This is a genomic window from Pseudomonas sp. (genome assembly GCF_050739655.1).
Classification (GTDB): domain Bacteria; phylum Pseudomonadota; class Gammaproteobacteria; order Pseudomonadales; family Pseudomonadaceae; genus Aquipseudomonas.
Genome location: NZ_JBOIBY010000221.1, coordinates 1 through 16,087 on the forward strand (window position 1 = coordinate 1; position 16,087 = coordinate 16,087).

Consider the following 16,087-nt stretch of genomic DNA (forward strand, 5'->3'; position numbering starts at 1 on the left):
TCTTTTGATTTTCAAAGGCGAGATCAAAAGATCGCAGCCTGCGGCAGCTCCTACAGAAGGCATGTGTTCATGCGATGGCTAAGTGTCAGGTATTATTTTTTGAGTACACATATCCATTCCTGCGGTACCGGCCTCTTAGGGTTCCGCTTTTACAGCGGGGTACTTGGAAGAGCGCCAAGTAACCAAGCGCTTTTATAACCTGACGTACGGTGCCTCGCCTGGGCTCGGCATTCCCTCGCTCCGGTGTCCATCCGGGGGCATCGCCTCCGGTTTGCTGCGCTGCACATCCTCTCGATGTGTGCGGCTTCGCCGCACGGCGCTGCGCGCCTAACCCCCGGATGAACACCTCCACTCGGCCTTCCGACGGCGCAGATCAAGATCAAGATCAAAAGCCAAGCCCAAAGCCAAAGCAGATCGCGTCATCTGTAGGAGCTGCCGAGTGCAACGAGGCTGCGATCTTTTGATTTTCAAAGGCGAGATCAAAAGATCGCAGCCTGCGGCAGCTCCTACAGGAGTGAGCCTATTGCAGGTTGGTTCGTTAATCGCATGACACGCTGATTGTTACGGCTTTGGCAATTCAGCTATGCACAGTCATTGCTGTTTCCGACTCCGAGGACTCATTACCATACCAACATAGTTAGGTTGCTAACGGAGTTCGAGAGGTCAGCATGCAAAGCAAAGTTGATGTCGCCGTCATGATCGGCAGCGGTGTGCCCGCCAGTCTGCGAGCGTTGGGGCAGAGAGTGTGCTGGGTAGTGCTGGTCAACGGTGATCGCAGGGGGACGGCATTTTCCAGTCGCACTGAAGCGCAAGAGTGCAGGGCCGCCTGGTTGGCGCAATTGAACGCCGGAACGCCAGACAGCCTGCATTGAAGCTGAAGTTAGTGAATCTGGTGCATGCGCAGGTTCAGGTCGTCGACCACCCGCGCCCAGTCCGCGTCCTCACGCAGTTGTTCTTTGAGGAAACCTGCCTGTTGAGGCGTCCAGAACTCGGCGTCGATGAGTTTCTTGTTTTCGGGCAGCGGCGAATGGCTGGCGATGAAATCGTCGATAGCTTTTTGGGTGGAGTCCAGGCCTAGCTGGTCGAACAAACCTTTCAAGTCATGGGTCGGTGATTCCATCTTCATCTCCTTGCAGATAATCGGTCGCAGGCGAAGCCTGAGCGACGGCTCCATTACTTCTGAGCGAGCCGTGTTTCAGGAGTTCGAAAGCGATGTTCAAACGCAGCAATGAGCATAGACGCCGCACGTCCGGGTATCAGCCTTTCAATGCACCTGCATCCACGGCAGCCTTCAGCTCCCTGGCGGATTCCTGGGCAGCGATGGCGGCGACCTCAGTGTTTTTGAACCAGCGATCCTTTTCGACCTGGTGATAGGTCACGGCTCTCTGGGGTGGCTTGGCCCGCATGACAATCACTGCCTGGAACTCGCCGTCGATTTCTCTGGCTTCACCCCGGATAAAAAACTCGCCGATATCAAATTCCGTCACGTCACAGCCTTCCCTTGGAAATATATTGTTGTTTCAACGTCGTCCTCTTTGGCTGGACGCGTTTGATTGGGCGGCAGTATGGCAGCAGTTGATGGCCGGCGGCTGAATCAAGTCGCCGGCATGACAGAACGTTACAAGTAGCGGGTAGGGGATTTGTTTCAAATATGTGACTCAAACGATCGGGCGAGGGCACAGGCTTCGTTATGATTGCCACGGAAACCTCTTACATGCCCTGTGGAAATTTCCTTGATATGGAAGAAGGCATTTCCGGCCAAAACCACCTGGAACCTTAGTGGTGTGGGCTCCGGAAGGGAATGCTCAAGAGGTTGCAGTGTCACCGGGCACCCAATCGCCGGGGTTCCGGGGCTGGGTGTCTGAGGATGGGGGAACTGTGTCAGCGTGCACATATGAAGTCCTTTTCGTTGTTTTGCCGACGTATGTACGTCGTTATGGGTAGTCTCGGTGAGCATGGCTGCTCTAGAATCACCGTCACTGGTGGGTGATCGATGTTTATCTAAAGCAATTTTTGGCTGGCGATATGTCAGAAAAGTGCTTTTTTTTTAGAGTTTTTTCCCTGAAGTTGATAGTCCGTGTATCTCTGGCCGTAGGAAAGGCGATTTCCTTCAACCCTTGGCGAATGCCAGGCAAGGCGACACGAGTGACGACCCAGTAGTCTGCTCAAGTTTCGAGAGGGATGAGTGCTCTGCTCATTCAGGATTTCAACCCGGGTCTTTTGGCGTCATCTTCGGCATTGCCGCTTTTTTCGGCTGTGCGCCTTTTTTGCGTGCAGCATCATTTATAGATGTGGGGATGTTTCCTTGGCAGTAAGTAATCTCGATATGCATGCTTTGTTCGTTCTGGGTGATTTGCGCGCAAAGCTGGTCAAGCTGTTTCAGTCACGTTTCGTTTACATCACCGAACAGAATGCTGAAGGCATCTACGTTGCCGAGATCGACACCGAGTCAGCGCTGGTGGTGGATGACAAGCCTGGACTCAAACTCAAGGTCGGCGATCATTTCAGCGCATCGGTATTGCCCAGCCGTGAAGGCGGCAAGCTGGAGATCAAATTCCGCGAAATCAAAATGACGGTCTATGGCCTGGGCGACTACGCCTTTGTGACCACGGCAGACGGCCAGGCGATTGTGTTCAAGGAAGGTCACAGCGCGGTCACGGTGTTTTGCGCCCATCAGCAATTGCAGGAAGGCCTGACCAAGACCTTGAAAGCAGTGACCGCCAAGGCCGCCAAGTGGCGCAAAGGCGAATTGGTCACGTTCAAGGCCAGCGAGTAATGAGCCTGACCCGCGCTGACTTTCATGAAGAGAACCTGGCCAGCGCTCAAGCCGAGGCTCGGCGACTGTTTGAGCACAAAGCGGTTCTGCAGGGAGCCTGGCTGAACTGGGTGGCGTCACAGATCTACGCGTTGCGTCCGGCGGAATACGCCAGCATGGTCAGAAGAGAATTGGCGCACTTGCAGGAAACTTCCGAAAACTGATCCATGCCCCTCGAAAGCAGGAACCTCTACTACAGTCAGTTGACTGAGTATTCAGAGGCTTTACGGTCTTCTGCCAGGCCATCCTGCGATTGCTGCGAACAGCACGAGGTGCAAAAGCATGAAAGGTTTTCGACGGTTGCTGGCTGCTGTCCTGGCCACTTGCGCATTGTCGGCATCACCCATTGCGGTGTTGGCTGCCCAGACGCCTATTCACTTCGCCGACCTGAACTGGGAAAGCGGCAGCCTGATTACCGATATCCTGCGGATCATCGTCGAGAAGGGCTACGGCCTGCCAACCGATACCTTGCCCGGCACCACCATCACCCTGGAAACCGCCCTGGCCAACAATGACATTCAGGTCATTGGCGAAGAGTGGGCAGGTCGTAGTCCGGTGTGGGTCAAGGCCGAGGCCGAGGGCAAGGTCGTGAGCCTGGGCGATACGGTCAAGGGCGCCACCGAGGGCTGGTGGGTGCCGGAGTATGTGATCAAGGGCGACCCGGCCAAGGGTATCAAGCCGATGGCGCCGGATTTGCGCAGTGTCAGCGACCTGCCCAAATACAAAGACGTGTTCAAGGATCCGGAAGCCCCGAGCAAGGGACGGTTCCTCAACAGCCCCATCGGCTGGACCTCGGAAGTGGTCAACAAGCAGAAGCTCAAGGCCTATGGGCTGGACGACAGCTATGTGAACTTCCGCAGCGGTTCGGGGGCGGCACTGGATGCGGAAATCAGCTCGTCGATTCGCCGCGGCAAGCCGGTGCTGTTTTATTACTGGTCACCCACGCCGCTGCTCGGTCGCTTCAAGCTGATCCAGCTGGAGGAGCCGCCATTCGACGCCCAAGCCTGGAAAACCCTGACTGACGCCGACAACCCGAATCCGCAGCCCACCCGTTCGTTGCCCTCAAAGCTTTCCATTGGCGTGTCCACGCCATTCCAGAAGCAGTACCCACAGATAGCCGATTTCTTCGCCAAGGTCGATTTCCCCATCGATCCGCTAAACAAGGCCTTGGCCGTCATGAGCGAAAAACACACCCCACCGCGCCAGGCGGCCGAAGACTTCATGAAGAAGCATCCGGACGTGTGGAAAGCCTGGTTGCCCAAGGATGTGGCGGACAAGGTGTCTGCCGAGCTCAAATAATGCGGTGAGTCTGAAACCGAATTCGCGAGCAGGTCGACGATTCAACCTGCTCGCGAAGCTGTTAACACTTCCCAGTCACCATCACGTTTGTCAGCTGGGTTCCCAGCGGTCATGCACGAATAAAAAAGCCAACTAGGATGATTTGACCAAATCTCTTTCAGGGATCTTTGATCATGACCTTTGCGTTGGCTCAATGGCTGGTGACGATGTTTGCAGTGATCAGTTTGGTACACGTTTATTGGGGGCTGGGCGGCGAGTGGGCGACGGTCGCCGCTGTACCCCAGGTGCCGGTGGAGGGCAGCAGACGCCTGCAACCGGCCTTCAAGCCGCGAGGCTGGATCACCCTGCTGGTGGCCGCCGCCCTGCTGATGATCGCGCTGATGGTGTGTTTGCGAGTCGGCTGGTGGGTACCGGTGATCAAGCATTGGTCGCTGCAATGGCTGATCAGTGCCATTGCGATTCTGCTGTTTGCCCGAGCCATCGGCGATTCGGAGCTGGTGGGTTTTTTCAAGCTGGTGAAGGACTCCAGGTTTGCCTGGTGGGATACCTGGGTCTATTCGCCGTTGTGTGTGGTGTTGGGGGCAGGGCTGTTGGCGGTTGCGTGGGTCTGAAAAAGATCGCAGCCTGCGGCAGCTCCTACATGGGATTTACTTACTCCCTGTAGGAGCTGCCGCAGGCTGCGATCTTTTGATTTTGTGTTTAAACACCGCTTTCCGTACGCCGGCTGCTGACCTCTGCCGGTACATCATCCCCCGCCATGCGCTTACGAAATAGTGCCGCCCTGGCCAACAGCAACGTAGTCACCGGCACGGTAATCGCCAGCAAAATCGGAATCAGCCAGGCATGCAGCACCGGCGCGGACTTGAGTGCCGAAAAGTAAATGATCGACGCCAGTGCCACGCACCAGGCGCCCAGTGTCGAAGCCAGAGCTGGTGGGTGCATGCGCTGGAAGTAATCCTTCATTCGCACCAGGCCGACAGCGCCGATCAGCGCAAACAGACTGCTGAGCACCAGCAGGATGGCCACCGGAATTTCCACCCACAGGGACAGTTCTGCATTCATTCGATCACCTCGCCGCGCAGCAGGAATTTCGCCAGGGCAAATGAGCCGACGAAGCCGAAGAGCGCAATCAGCAGCGCTGCTTCAAAGTACGTATCACTGGCATAACGAATGCCCAGGGTCAGCATCATCAGCATCGCGACGATGTACAGGTAGTCCAGCGCCAAAACCCGGTCCTGGGCCGAAGGGCCTCTGAACAGGCGGATCAGGGTCAGGACCATCGCCACGGAAAACAGGAACAGACTGAACAGGATCGCGTTCGACAGCAGGGCGCTCATTCGAAGATCTCCATCAATGGGCGCTCGTAGGTCGCCTTGAAGTGTTCAATGAACAGCGCTTCGTCATCCAGGTCGAAGACGTGCAGCAACAAAATGCTGCGATCCAGCGCCAGTTCCGACCAGACCGTGCCCGGCACCACGGTGCAGATCATGGACAACGTTGCCAGGCCGTTGGCATCTCGCAGGTCCAGTGGCACCTTGACGAAACGTGAGCGGGGTGGGCGCCGACCGGCGTTCAGTACGCCCCAGGCCACGGCGAGGTTGGAGGCCAGTACATCACGACCGACCACCAGGAACAGGCTCAGGATTACACCGGGCCGGCGGATGCGGATCGACTGCGGCCGCAGCTTGCGCATCATCAACGGTGCACAAAAACCCAGCGCCGCGCCCAGCAGCAGATTGCCGGGGCTCATCGACAGGTTCAGTACCAGCCACAACAACCACAGGGCCAGCGACAGCCACGGCGCAGGAAACAAGCGCTTCATGGTTGCACCTCCAGCAGGGCGGCCCTGGCTTCGGGGCTCGGCACCGCCCGCGTGCCGAGCACGGCCATCACGTATTGCTGCGGATTGTTCAGGGCGTTGGCGGCGGCCTGGGTGTAGCGCAGCAGCGGTTCGGCCTGGAACGTCAGCGCAATGCTCAGCCCCAGCAGCGCGAAAATCGGCACGCACTCCAGGCGTCGCAGCACTGGTGATGGCCGTTCTGCCGGCGTCCAGAAACGCTGGACGCCCAAGCGCGAGAAAGCCACCAGCGATGCCAGCCCGGAAAGAATCAGCAACGCCAGCAAGCCCCACGCCTGCGTTGAAATCGGCGCTTCGCTGCCATTACCCAAGCCCATCGGGTTGAGCAGGGCACTGAGCAGACTCAGTTTGCCAATGAAGCCGGACAAGGGCGGCATGCCGATGATCAACAAGGCACAGGCGATGAAACTCAAGCCCAGGAACGCCATGGTCCAGGGAATCACTTGGCCGACCAGGGCTTTGCGGTCGTCATCGAGGTTGATGCCCTTGGCTGGATGCAGCGACTCCAGCGGCCGTGGCAGCATCTCGTTTTCATCCTCCAGCGGAATTTCGTTGGCCGAGCGAGACCGTTCGATCAATTCGGCCAGCAGGAACAGCGCACTCAAGGCCAGGGTCGAGCTGACCAGGTAAAACAGTGCTGCGCCGATCAGGTTCGGTTGGGCGAAACCGATGGCCGACAACAGAATCCCCGCCGACACCAGAATGCTCAGACTGGCCATGCGTTCCAGGCGTTGCGCGGCAAGGATCGCCACCGCAGCGCAGACGATGGTCGCCATGCCGCCGTAAATCAGCCAATCGCCGCCGAAGTACGCCGACGCCCCGGCCTGGCCGGAGAACAGCAAGGTCCACAGACGTAGCAAGGTGTAGATGCCGACCTTGGTCATGATCGCGAACATCGCTGCAACTGGCGCGCTCGCCGAGGAATACGCCGGCACCAGCCAGAAGTTCAGCGGCCACATCCCGGCCTTGGCCAGGAAGGCCACCGCCAGAATCCCCGCGCCCGCGTGCAGCAGGCCGCGATCAGCTTCCGGGACCAATGGGATTTTCAGCGCCAGGTCGGCCATGTTCAGGGTCCCGGTGACCCCGTAGATCAGCGCCGCGCCGATCAGGAACAGGGTCGAGGCCAGCAGGTTGATTGAGATGTAATGCAGCCCCGACGACACTCGCGCCCGGCCGGAGCCGTGCAGCATCAGGCCGTAGGAGGCAGCCAGCAGCACTTCGAAAAACACGAACAGATTGAACAGGTCGGCGGTCAGGAATGCGCCGTACAGGCCCATCAACTGAATCTGGAACAGCGCATGGAAGCTGGAGCCGGCCTTGTCCCAGCGGGCCATGGCGAACAGCAGGGCGCTGACGCCGATGATCCCGGTCAGTACCAGCATCAGCGCCGACAGACGATCGACCACCAGCACCAGGCCGAACGGCACCTGCCAGTTGCCGGGCAGGTACACGCCGATGGAACCGGGCACACCGGTGGTTTGCGTCCACTGCAACAGCAACAACGAGATGCCCAGCCCCAGCAGGCTGGAGAACAGGTTGATCCTGGCTTTGAGCGGGCGGTGTTTTTCACCGAGCATCAGCATGATGGCCGCGGTCAGCAACGGCAGGAGAATCGGCGCGGCGATCAGGTGCGTCATCGCATTCATTCTTTAGGCTCCCGGCCATCCACGTGGTCGGTGCCGGTCAGGCCCCGGGAGGCCAGCAAGACCACCAGGAACAGCGCGGTCATGGCGAAGCTGATGACGATCGCGGTCAGTACCAGCGCCTGGGGCAGCGGATCGGTGTAGTGCAGCAAGTCCTGCGGCACACCGTCCTTGATGATCGGTTCCTTGCCGATGAACAGGCTGCCCATGCTGAAGATGAACAGGTTGACGCCATAGGACAGCAGGCACAGGCCCATGACCACCTGGAATGTCCGTGGGCGCAGGATCAGCCAGACGCCGGACGCGGCCAGAACGCCGATGGCGATTGCGATGACTTCTTCCATCAGACGGCCTCCTTCATGGCGACGGGTTTGGGCTGGGCCGCGGTTTTGTGGCCCCGGACCGATTGGTGGGCGAGGGCGGTGAGGATCAGCAGTGTCGAGCCAACCACTACCGAATACACGCCAACGTCGAAGAACAGCGCGCTGGCGATGTGAATATCGCCCAGCAACGGCAGGTCCAGGTGCCAGGTATGCGTCGTCAAAAACGGATAGCCCACCACCATCGCGCCAAGGCCAGTGACCGTGGCAAACACCAGGCCGACGCTCATCCAGCGCAAGGGCCGCAGGCTCATCTGCGCTTCGACCCACTGGGTGCCCGCCACCATGTATTGCAGGATGAACGCCACCGACATCACCAGCCCGGCGACGAAGCCGCCACCCGGTTGATTGTGCCCACGCATAAACAGGTAGAAAGACACCACCAGCGCAATCGGCAACAGCAGGCGCACCAGCGCCGCCGGGACCATCATGAAGCCCAGTGCGGTGTCACTGGCCAGACGCGGGTTGACCAGATCGGTGACCACGTCGGGCGCCAGCAAACGCTGCTGGGCCGGTAACTGCAGGCTTTCTTTCGGTGGGCGGAAGCGGCGCAGCAGGGCGAATACGGTCAGGGCCACCGCCACCAACACGGTGATTTCGCCGAGGGTATCGAAGCCGCGGAAGTCCACCAGCATCACGTTGACCACGTTGCTGCCACCGCCTTCAGGCAGGGCACGACTCAAGTAGAACGACGAAATGTCGTTGGGCGTCTGGCGCGTCAACATCGCGTAGGACAGCAACGCCATGCCGCCGCCGACGACGGTCGACAACAGCAAGTCGCGGATACGACGGATGCGCGCCTTGCGCAGGCTGCTTGGCAATGGCGACACTTCTTCGATCCGCCGTGGCAACCAGCGCAGGCCCAGCAGGATCAGCACGGTGGTCACTACTTCAACCACCAGTTGCGTCAGGGCCAGGTCCGGTGCCGAGAACCAGACGAAAGTCACGCAGGTCATCAGGCCGCAAACGCTGACCATGGTCAGGGCCGCGAGACGGTGATACTTGGCCTGATAGGCCGCGCCCAGGGCACAGACAATCGCCAGCAACCACAGGATGACGAACACGATCGATCCCGGGATTTTCGGTCGATCACCCCAGTGCAGGCTGCTGTGCAGCATCGGGATAAGCCCGGCCAGCACGGCGGCGAGCACCATCAGGAAGAGTTGGGTTTGCAGGCGATTGGTGCTGATCCGTCGCTGAAGGCGACGGGCCAGGCGCATCTTGATCACCAGGCCGAGCTCGAACAGGCGCTTGCCGTTGAATCGACCCACAAGCGGTGGATGGCTGAAGCGACCGCGCTTGAGCTGGTTGCGCAGCAGCAGATAGAGCACCACACCGCAAGACATGGCAATCAGGCTCATGATCATCGGTGCGTTCAAACCGTGCCAGATAGCCAGGCTGTATTCCGGCAGCACGCCACCGACCACCGGTTGCGCGGCAGCAGCGAGTAATGGGCCGACCACTTGAGCCGGAAAAATCCCGACCACCAGGCAAGTGAATACCAGCAGCTCCACTGGCGCCCGCATCCAGCGCGGTGGTTCGTGGGGCGTGTGGGGCAGGTCGGTGGCGGGTGGGCCGAAGAACACGTCGACGGTAAAGCGCAAGGAATAGGCGACGCTGAAGGTCCCGGCGATGGTTGCGACGATGGGCAATGTGGCTTCGACCCAGGCCGTGGCGTTGATGAACACGGTTTCGGCGAAGAACATCTCTTTGGACAGGAAGCCGTTGAGCAGCGGCACGCCGGCCATGGAGGCGCTGGCGACCATGGCCAGGGTGGCGGTGAACGGGATCAGCTTGATCAGGCCGCTGAGCTTGCGGATGTCACGGGTGCCGCTTTCGTGATCGATGATCCCGGCGGCCATGAACAGCGAGGCCTTGAACGTGGCGTGGTTGAGGATGTGGAACACCGCGGCCACGGCGGCCAGCGGGCTGTTCAGGCCCAGCAGCAGCGTGATCAGGCCCAAATGGCTGATGGTTGAGTAGGCCAGCAGGCCCTTGAGATCGTTCTGGAACATCGCGCAATAGGCGCCAAGCAACAAGGTGCACGCCCCGGCGCCGCTGACGATGTAGAACCATTCCTCGCTGCCCGAGAGCGATGGCCAGAGTCGTGCGAGCAGGAAAACCCCGGCCTTGACCATGGTTGCCGAGTGCAGATAGGCCGAGACCGGTGTCGGTGCGGCCATGGCATGGGGTAGCCAGAAGTGGAAGGGGAATTGCGCGCTTTTGCTGAGTGCGCCAATCAGGATCAGGGGCAGCAGGATGGGGTAGAGGGCATGTGCGCGAATCATCTCGCCGGCGGCCAGGACCTTGTCCAGGTCATAGCTGCCGACCACATGGCCAAGCAGCATGACCCCCGCCAACAGGCACAAACCGCCAGCGCCGGTGACCATCAACGCCATGTACGCACCGCGTCGTGCGTCGGCACGGTGATGCCAGTAGCCGATCAACAGGAACGAGAAAAGGCTGGTCAACTCCCAGAAAAACACCATCTGGATCAGGTTGCCGGAGATGACCAGCCCAAGCATGGCGCCCATGAACGCCAGGAAAAACGCAAAGAATCGCGGTACCGGATCGTCCGGCGACATGTAGTAACGGGCGTACAGCGAAACCAGCGTGCCGATGCCCAATACCAGCATCGAGAACAACCAGGCGAAGCCGTCCATGCGCAGGACAAAGTTCAGCCCCAGGCTTGGAAGCCAGAAGAATTCTTCGCGGATCACGCCGCCATGGGCGATTTGCGGGTACAGGAGGGCGACCTGGACGGTGCCGATCAGGGCGACCAGGCCAGCCAGCAGCGATTCGGTATTACGCGCGTTGTGCGGCAGCACCGCTGCCAGACAGCTGCCTATGAAAGGCAGAAGCAGTAGAACTATCAGGGACATAGGCTTCTAATCTGCGGAAGTTTGTGAAGCATCATACGTGCCAGCTTCCCGATCACCAAACGCCAAGGTGTCGCAGAATCCTACAAGGTAGACGGAATAGGGCTACTTCGCAGTCCTACAACCCACAGAACAAAAAATCGCAGCCTGTGTACGCATTCCAGTGTAGGAGCTGCCGCAGGCTGCGATCTTTTGATCTTGCTATTTAATTGCCGCGTTCACTTTCCAGCGATTCCTCAACTTCGGCAACCGCCTTACCCTTGGTCTTCAATTCACTGACAATCACCGCCGCCACAATCAACCCTGCACCCAGCAGCGCAATGGCCGGCAAGCGTTCCCCAGCTATCCGCCCGACAATCCCGGCCCAGACCGGCTCGCCGGCATAAATCAATGTCGCGCGGGTCGGCGAAACACTCTTCTGCGCCCAGTTCATCGCCACTTGAATCGCCGCACTTGCCGCGCCCAACCCAAGCGCGCTGCACAGCAGCAACCAGGAGAAATCAGGAATAACCTCGTTGGTCGGCACCACCATCAGGAACGACAGCACCGACGTCACCGCCAGTTGCACCACCGTCACCCGTTTAACGTCGACTAGACCCGCAAAGTTGCTGATCAAAATGATCTCCGCGGCAATGGCAATGGCGCTGATCAATGTGGCGATTTCGCCGGGGCTGAAATTGAGTTCGGCGCCGGAAGGCCCCGACAGCAACATCAACCCGGTAAAGGCCAGCATGATGCCGATGCTCGGCATCAGCCCCGGACGACGGCCCAGCACCAGCCATTGCAGCAATGGCACGAAAGGTACGTACAACGCAGTGATAAACGCTGACTGGCTGCTGGGAATGCTTTGCAGGCCGACCGTCTGAAGACCGTAACCGAGCATGATCGCCACGCCGATAAAGGCGCCGGCCTTGAGTTCGAACAGGGTCAGGTCCCGCAGCGTGCGCCAGGAAAACAGGGCAACAAGGCTTGCGGCGGCCGCAAAGCGCAGGCCGACGAAGAACATCGGGCCGCTGACGGTCATCGCATGCTGGACCAGCAAAAAGGTCCCGCCCCACACCATGGTGATCAACACCAGTACGCATTCGGCCTTGCTCAGCCGGAGGAAACGGGAGGAAGCCTGGGAGGTATGAACCGACGTCATGATCTTGCGCGCTACCTGAGGGGGACGCACAATGCGCCGGAAAAGTTGGGCAGTATACTGCGCAACACCACCAAGTGAGCAATATAGTGCACAAAGATTCCACGCAACGGGCTTCGGTCCTCCAGCACGTCAGCCAGAACGTTCGGCGCCTGCGCCATGCCGCTGACATGAGCCAGACCGCTTTGGCCGAGTTGTCCGGGGTTAGCCGACGGATGCTGGTCGCCATCGAGGCCGGGGAAAAGAACGTCAGCCTGACCACCCTGGATCGCGTGGCCGAGGCGTTGAACGTAGCGTTCAGTGACCTGATCCAGGCGCCTGAGGCCCGCGACCCCAGCCGCATCAACGAACTGGCCTGGGCCGGGACGATTCCCGGCAGCAAGGCTGTTTTGCTGGCCAAGGCCAACGCCACCCGTGAAGTCGAACTCTGGGAATGGCGCCTGGAACCGGGCGAGCACTACCCATCGGAGCCGGATGCCGATGGCTGGAGTGAACAGTTCTATGTGTTCGAAGGTTGCCTGACCTTGATGGTCGGCGATGTACCGCACAGGATCGCTGCCGGCGAGTTCTTCATGTTCGCCAGCAACCAACCGCACTCCTATCGCAATGAGGGGCCGGTGGCGGTGCGCTTTGTGCGCAATGTGGTGATCTGAACTGTTGGATGTCCAACAGCGGATAAACACTTTGCTGATTCAAGGCTGTAAGCAATTCTTCGAAATTTAGTTAAATCATTGAAAAATAACGAATTTAACTTCAGGCACGACTTCTGCAAAGCTTGAGAATTCTCTTCTATAAGCTTTCGGAGCACCGCTTGATGGCCCGTGAAATTCGTCTCAATGCTTTTGACATGAACTGCGTCGGCCATCAGTCGCCGGGTTTGTGGGCGCATCCACGGGATCGCTCGTGGCAATACAAGGACCTGGAATACTGGACGGACCTAGCGAAAATCCTCGAGCGGGGCAAGTTCGACGGCTTGTTCATTGCCGATGTACTGGGCATCTACGACGTCTATAACGGCAACGGTGATGCAGCGATTCGTCAGGCAGCACAGGTGCCGGTCAATGATCCACTGCAACTGATCCCGCCAATGGCACTGGTCACCGAACATTTGGGCTTTGGCCTGACCGCCTCCCTGTCATTCGAGCATCCGTATCCGTTCGCCCGACGCCTGTCGACCCTCGACCACCTGACCAAGGGTCGCGCCGGTTGGAACATTGTCACGTCATACCTGGAGAGTGGCGCGAAGAACCTTGGGCAAACAGCGCAGACCGAACACGACGCTCGCTACGATTTTGCCGAAGAGTACCTGCAAGTTTGCTACAAGCTGTGGGAAGGCAGCTGGGAAGAGGGCGCCATCCTGCGTGACCGCGAGCGCCGGGTGTTCAGTGACCCGAGCAAAATCCACGAGATCCAGCATGTCGGCAAACACTTCCAGGTGCCGGGCATTCACCTTTGCGAGCCTTCGCCGCAGCGCACGCCGGTGCTGTATCAGGCGGGCGCATCGAGTCGCGGCAAGCAATTTGCGGCTGAGCATGCCGAATGCGTATTTGTTGCCGCGCCATCGAAAGTGCTGCTGAAGAAAACCGTGGCCGATATCCGTCGGCGTGCCGCCGAAGCCGGACGCGATCCGTCGAAGATCCTGATCTTCAACCTGCAAACGGTGATCCTCGGCGAGACCGATGCCAAGGCGAAGGCCAAGTTCGAGGAATACAAAACCTGGGTCAGCTATGAAGGCGCCATGGCGTTGATATCCGGATGGACCGGGATCGATTTCAGCCGCTTCAAACCCGATGAACCCCTCAAGCATGTGCACACCAATGCCATTCAATCGGCGGTGGAGGCGTTTTCCACGGCTGACCCGAACAAGGTCTGGACACCCAATGAACTGGCCGACTGGGTCGGTATCGGCGGCTTTGGCCCGTTGTTTGTGGGTAGCCCGGAAACGGTTGCCGACCTGCTGCAGGAATGGGTTGAGGAGACCGATGTGGACGGCTTCAACCTGGCTTATGCGCTGACCCACGAAACCTTTATCGATGCCGTGGAGTTGCTGGTGCCGGAGTTGCAAAAGCGTGGGGTGTACAAGACCGAGTATGCGCCTGGCACCTTGCGCGAGAAGTTGTTTGGCGAAGGGCCGAGGTTGCCGGTGAGCCATCCGGGCAGCGGTTATCGCGACCTGGCGGCTTTGCGGCAACAGGACAGAAAAGTGGTGTCCGCGTAGGCGCCTTCGCGGGCAAGCCTCGCTCCCACAGGTTTTGGTGGTGCTCGCAGATGCTGCGACCGACACGAAACCCTGTGGGAGCAAGGCTTGCCCGCGAAAGGGCCGGCACCGCCAACATCAATGTCGCCTGCCAGTACGCCTTCGCGGGCAAGCCTTGCTCCTACAGGTTTTGGTGGTGCTCACAGATGCTGCGACCGACACGAAACCCTGTGGGAGCGGGCTTGCCCGCGAAAGGGCCGGCACGGTCAACATCAATGTCGCCTGCCATGCAGAGCTAATGGCGCTTGCTACTTTGGTATTGCTGGGCGAATTTTCATGGGTTAGGCGCCTATTATCGTCCTGGCGGCACGGGACGAATTGCATGACCTCCATTTGGGATCAGTGAGAACGGCATGAGTGAAATTCAACATGGACAGGCGACTGACGCCATCCGTCACGCGGACATCCTGATCATCGGCGGAGGGCTCAGCGGCACGATGCTGGCGGCGCAACTGCTGCGCCTGCCGGGCCAACGGCATGTGCTGGTGATCGAACCTCGCGCTGAGCTGGGGCGGGGCGAAGCGTATAGTGCTGTGGAACTGGGTCACACGCTCAACGGCAACGCGGCGCGGATGAGCGTTGACCCCGACAACGCCGATGACTTGACGCAGTGGCTCAGCGAACACATTGCCGCAGGCGGCTGGCCGGAATCGGATGAGCAGCATGTGCCGATCAGCGAACTGTTCCCGCCTCGGGGAATGTTCGGTCTGTACGTGCAGCAACGCCTGGCCGAAGCCCAGGCCGTCGGCGCGTTGAACGGTTCTACGGTCGAACACGTCCGGGCGGAGGTCGTGGATCTGCAAGCCAATGTGCAATCGGTGCAATTGACCTTAAGCGACGGCCAGCGTTTACAGGGCGCATTTGCCGTGCTGGCGACCGGGATGTTTCCCGCCGCGCGCACACCGCAGACCGAATCCAGCGGCTTGAACGCAGCGGCACTTGATCCATGGGACGTGGCGGCCATGAAGCAGCTGGATCCGCACTCGACGGTGCTGATCATCGGTTCGGGCCTGACCATGGTCGATGCCGTGGTGTCGCTGGAACAGGCCGGGCATCGCGGGCCTATCGAAGTGTTTTCCCGGCACGGTTTGCTGCCCCATGTACGGCGCCAACCACCGGCCTGGCCGGACTTTCTCGCCGAGGATCTCAACATTCGCACCCCTCGCCAGTTGGTGCGAGAACTGCGTCGGCATTGCCGCGAGGCGATCGCCCAGGGCATCGACTGGCAGGCGCCGCTCGACACGGTGCGTGCGCACATCGGCCGCTTGTGGAACCAGGCCACCGATGTGCAGCGCCGCCAGTTTGTGCGCCACGTCCGGCCATGGTGGGAAAGCCATCACCATCGCTCGCCACCCCTGAGCGCCGAACTGGTGGAACGCTTGCATGGGGAAGGGCGGTTGCGGATTCAGGCCGCGTCGTTCAAGGGGCTTGAGCCTTCGGTGAACGCACAAGTCAGTATCCGCATTCGACGCCGGTGTGAGGAGCAAACCACTGTTGTCAGTGGCGCGGCGCTGATCAACTCAAGCGGTATCGAATACGACTGGCGCCGGGTGGCAAGACCGCTGCCCCAGCAACTGCTGGCGCGCGGCCTGATACGACCGGGACCGTTGGCGCTGGGCATTGCCGCCGAGGTCGACGGTGCGGTGCTGGACGCCGAGGGACGGGCCGCAAGCCGTCTGTTTGCCATGGGCCCGCCATTGCGTGGGATGTGGTGGGAAAGTACGGCTGTGACCGATGTGGCCATTCAGGCCAAAACCTTGGCGGCACGGTTGGTGCGCTAAATAGCAGATCGCATCCCCTGTGTAGGAGCTGCCG

18 protein-coding genes and 1 pseudogene are annotated in these 16,087 nt (G+C 59.7%); 8 read left to right on the forward strand and 11 right to left on the reverse strand.

All coding sequences use genetic code 11. The features are described 5' to 3' along the window. Positions 1-668: 668 nt before the first annotated feature. Positions 669-872, forward strand: a complete 204-nt coding sequence (locus ACRESJ_RS10905) for a hypothetical protein (protein WP_431757909.1) — start codon at positions 669-671, stop codon at positions 870-872. Between the two features lie 8 nt (positions 873-880). Here ACRESJ_RS10905 and ACRESJ_RS10910 read toward each other — a convergent pair whose 3' ends face one another. The 4 genes from ACRESJ_RS10910 to ACRESJ_RS10925 all read right to left on the reverse strand — a co-directional run bounded on the left by ACRESJ_RS10910 (position 881) and on the right by ACRESJ_RS10925 (position 2,332). Then, positions 881-1,120, reverse strand: coding sequence for a DUF2789 domain-containing protein (locus ACRESJ_RS10910; RefSeq protein ID WP_431757910.1), 240 nt, complete (start codon positions 1,118-1,120; stop codon positions 881-883). A 136-nt stretch (positions 1,121-1,256) separates the two neighbouring features. After that, positions 1,257-1,487: a hypothetical protein gene (locus ACRESJ_RS10915; RefSeq protein WP_431757911.1), complete on the reverse strand. Its 231-nt coding sequence runs from the start codon at positions 1,485-1,487 to the stop codon at positions 1,257-1,259. Between the two features lie 158 nt (positions 1,488-1,645). Further along, complete coding sequence (locus ACRESJ_RS10920; RefSeq protein ID WP_431757925.1) at positions 1,646-1,894, reverse strand: hypothetical protein; 249 nt, start codon at positions 1,892-1,894, stop codon at positions 1,646-1,648. A gap of 312 nt (positions 1,895-2,206) precedes the next feature. Further along, positions 2,207-2,332, reverse strand: coding sequence for a hypothetical protein (locus ACRESJ_RS10925; RefSeq protein ID WP_431757912.1), 126 nt, complete (start codon positions 2,330-2,332; stop codon positions 2,207-2,209). On the opposite strand from ACRESJ_RS10925, the gene ACRESJ_RS10930 reads away from it, so the two are divergent. The 4 genes from ACRESJ_RS10930 (at position 2,327) to ACRESJ_RS10945 (ending at position 4,725) form a co-directional block, all read left to right on the forward strand. Further along, a complete protein-coding gene (locus tag ACRESJ_RS10930; RefSeq protein ID WP_431757913.1) occupies positions 2,327-2,776 on the forward strand; it encodes a hypothetical protein in 450 nt (149 codons plus the stop codon). The genes ACRESJ_RS10925 and ACRESJ_RS10930 overlap by 6 nt on opposite strands. Then, the gene (locus ACRESJ_RS10935; RefSeq protein ID WP_431757914.1) at positions 2,776-2,979 is read left to right on the forward strand and encodes a hypothetical protein; all 204 of its coding nucleotides are present in this window, start codon (positions 2,776-2,778) and stop codon (positions 2,977-2,979) included. Before ACRESJ_RS10930 ends, ACRESJ_RS10935 begins: the two co-directional genes overlap by 1 nt. A gap of 118 nt (positions 2,980-3,097) precedes the next feature. Further along, entirely contained in the window at positions 3,098-4,114 is a 1,017-nt protein-coding gene (locus tag ACRESJ_RS10940) for an ABC transporter substrate-binding protein (RefSeq protein WP_431757915.1), read from the forward strand. Positions 4,115-4,287: 173 nt separating this feature from the next. Further along, on the forward strand, positions 4,288-4,725 hold the full coding sequence (locus ACRESJ_RS10945) for a DUF3995 domain-containing protein (protein WP_431757916.1): 438 nt from the start codon (positions 4,288-4,290) through the stop codon (positions 4,723-4,725). A gap of 88 nt (positions 4,726-4,813) precedes the next feature. On the opposite strand, the gene ACRESJ_RS10950 is transcribed toward ACRESJ_RS10945, so the two are convergent. The 7 genes and pseudogenes from ACRESJ_RS10950 to ACRESJ_RS10980 form a co-directional block, all read right to left on the reverse strand. Further along, complete coding sequence (locus tag ACRESJ_RS10950; protein ID WP_431757917.1) at positions 4,814-5,176, reverse strand: Na+/H+ antiporter subunit G; 363 nt, start codon at positions 5,174-5,176, stop codon at positions 4,814-4,816. Continuing rightward, on the reverse strand, positions 5,173-5,451 hold the full coding sequence (locus ACRESJ_RS10955; RefSeq protein WP_431757918.1) for a K+/H+ antiporter subunit F: 279 nt from the start codon (positions 5,449-5,451) through the stop codon (positions 5,173-5,175). Before ACRESJ_RS10955 ends, ACRESJ_RS10950 begins: the two co-directional genes overlap by 4 nt. Then, complete coding sequence (locus ACRESJ_RS10960) at positions 5,448-5,936, reverse strand: Na+/H+ antiporter subunit E (RefSeq protein ID WP_431757919.1); 489 nt, start codon at positions 5,934-5,936, stop codon at positions 5,448-5,450. Before ACRESJ_RS10960 ends, ACRESJ_RS10955 begins: the two co-directional genes overlap by 4 nt. Continuing rightward, on the reverse strand, positions 5,933-7,618 hold the full coding sequence (locus tag ACRESJ_RS10965; RefSeq protein ID WP_431757920.1) for a monovalent cation/H+ antiporter subunit D: 1,686 nt from the start codon (positions 7,616-7,618) through the stop codon (positions 5,933-5,935). The genes ACRESJ_RS10960 and ACRESJ_RS10965 overlap by 4 nt, the downstream gene beginning before the upstream one ends. After that, on the reverse strand, positions 7,615-7,959 hold the full coding sequence (locus ACRESJ_RS10970) for a Na+/H+ antiporter subunit C (protein WP_007986256.1): 345 nt from the start codon (positions 7,957-7,959) through the stop codon (positions 7,615-7,617). The genes ACRESJ_RS10965 and ACRESJ_RS10970 overlap by 4 nt, the downstream gene beginning before the upstream one ends. Next, complete coding sequence (locus ACRESJ_RS10975) at positions 7,959-10,877, reverse strand: monovalent cation/H+ antiporter subunit A (protein ID WP_431757921.1); 2,919 nt, start codon at positions 10,875-10,877, stop codon at positions 7,959-7,961. Before ACRESJ_RS10975 ends, ACRESJ_RS10970 begins: the two co-directional genes overlap by 1 nt. Positions 10,878-11,079: 202 nt before the next feature. Next, positions 11,080-12,110, reverse strand: a pseudogene (locus ACRESJ_RS10980) (DMT family transporter). Here ACRESJ_RS10980 and ACRESJ_RS10985 point away from each other — a divergent pair. The 3 genes from ACRESJ_RS10985 to ACRESJ_RS10995 all read left to right on the forward strand — a co-directional run bounded on the left by ACRESJ_RS10985 (position 12,105) and on the right by ACRESJ_RS10995 (position 16,053). Further along, positions 12,105-12,668: a helix-turn-helix domain-containing protein gene (locus ACRESJ_RS10985; RefSeq protein WP_431757922.1), complete on the forward strand. Its 564-nt coding sequence runs from the start codon at positions 12,105-12,107 to the stop codon at positions 12,666-12,668. The pseudogene ACRESJ_RS10980 and the gene ACRESJ_RS10985 overlap by 6 nt on opposite strands. A 161-nt stretch (positions 12,669-12,829) precedes the next feature. Continuing rightward, a complete protein-coding gene (locus tag ACRESJ_RS10990) occupies positions 12,830-14,233 on the forward strand; it encodes an LLM class flavin-dependent oxidoreductase (protein WP_431757923.1) in 1,404 nt (467 codons plus the stop codon). Between the two features lie 392 nt (positions 14,234-14,625). Next, a complete protein-coding gene (locus ACRESJ_RS10995; RefSeq protein ID WP_431757924.1) occupies positions 14,626-16,053 on the forward strand; it encodes an FAD/NAD(P)-binding protein in 1,428 nt (475 codons plus the stop codon). Positions 16,054-16,087: the final 34 nt, after the last annotated feature.

Coding starts and splice junctions, on each gene's coding strand:
- ACRESJ_RS10950 (WP_431757917.1), bottom strand. CDS start 5,176: ATGAATGCAGAACTGTCCCTGTGGGTGGAAATTCCGGTGGCCATCCTG.
- ACRESJ_RS10910 (WP_431757910.1), bottom strand. CDS start 1,120: ATGGAATCACCGACCCATGACTTGAAAGGTTTGTTCGACCAGCTAGGC.
- ACRESJ_RS10955 (WP_431757918.1), bottom strand. CDS start 5,451: ATGAGCGCCCTGCTGTCGAACGCGATCCTGTTCAGTCTGTTCCTGTTT.
- ACRESJ_RS10975 (WP_431757921.1), bottom strand. CDS start 10,877: ATGTCCCTGATAGTTCTACTGCTTCTGCCTTTCATAGGCAGCTGTCTG.
- ACRESJ_RS10935 (WP_431757914.1), top strand. CDS start 2,776: ATGAGCCTGACCCGCGCTGACTTTCATGAAGAGAACCTGGCCAGCGCT.
- ACRESJ_RS10925 (WP_431757912.1), bottom strand. CDS start 2,332: ATGCATATCGAGATTACTTACTGCCAAGGAAACATCCCCACATCTATA.
- ACRESJ_RS10940 (WP_431757915.1), top strand. CDS start 3,098: ATGAAAGGTTTTCGACGGTTGCTGGCTGCTGTCCTGGCCACTTGCGCA.
- ACRESJ_RS10960 (WP_431757919.1), bottom strand. CDS start 5,936: ATGAAGCGCTTGTTTCCTGCGCCGTGGCTGTCGCTGGCCCTGTGGTTG.
- ACRESJ_RS10965 (WP_431757920.1), bottom strand. CDS start 7,618: ATGAATGCGATGACGCACCTGATCGCCGCGCCGATTCTCCTGCCGTTG.
- ACRESJ_RS10990 (WP_431757923.1), top strand. CDS start 12,830: ATGGCCCGTGAAATTCGTCTCAATGCTTTTGACATGAACTGCGTCGGC.
- ACRESJ_RS10945 (WP_431757916.1), top strand. CDS start 4,288: ATGACCTTTGCGTTGGCTCAATGGCTGGTGACGATGTTTGCAGTGATC.
- ACRESJ_RS10930 (WP_431757913.1), top strand. CDS start 2,327: ATGCATGCTTTGTTCGTTCTGGGTGATTTGCGCGCAAAGCTGGTCAAG.
- ACRESJ_RS10995 (WP_431757924.1), top strand. CDS start 14,626: ATGAGTGAAATTCAACATGGACAGGCGACTGACGCCATCCGTCACGCG.
- ACRESJ_RS10905 (WP_431757909.1), top strand. CDS start 669: ATGCAAAGCAAAGTTGATGTCGCCGTCATGATCGGCAGCGGTGTGCCC.
- ACRESJ_RS10970 (WP_007986256.1), bottom strand. CDS start 7,959: ATGGAAGAAGTCATCGCAATCGCCATCGGCGTTCTGGCCGCGTCCGGC.
- ACRESJ_RS10920 (WP_431757925.1), bottom strand. CDS start 1,894: ATGTGCACGCTGACACAGTTCCCCCATCCTCAGACACCCAGCCCCGGA.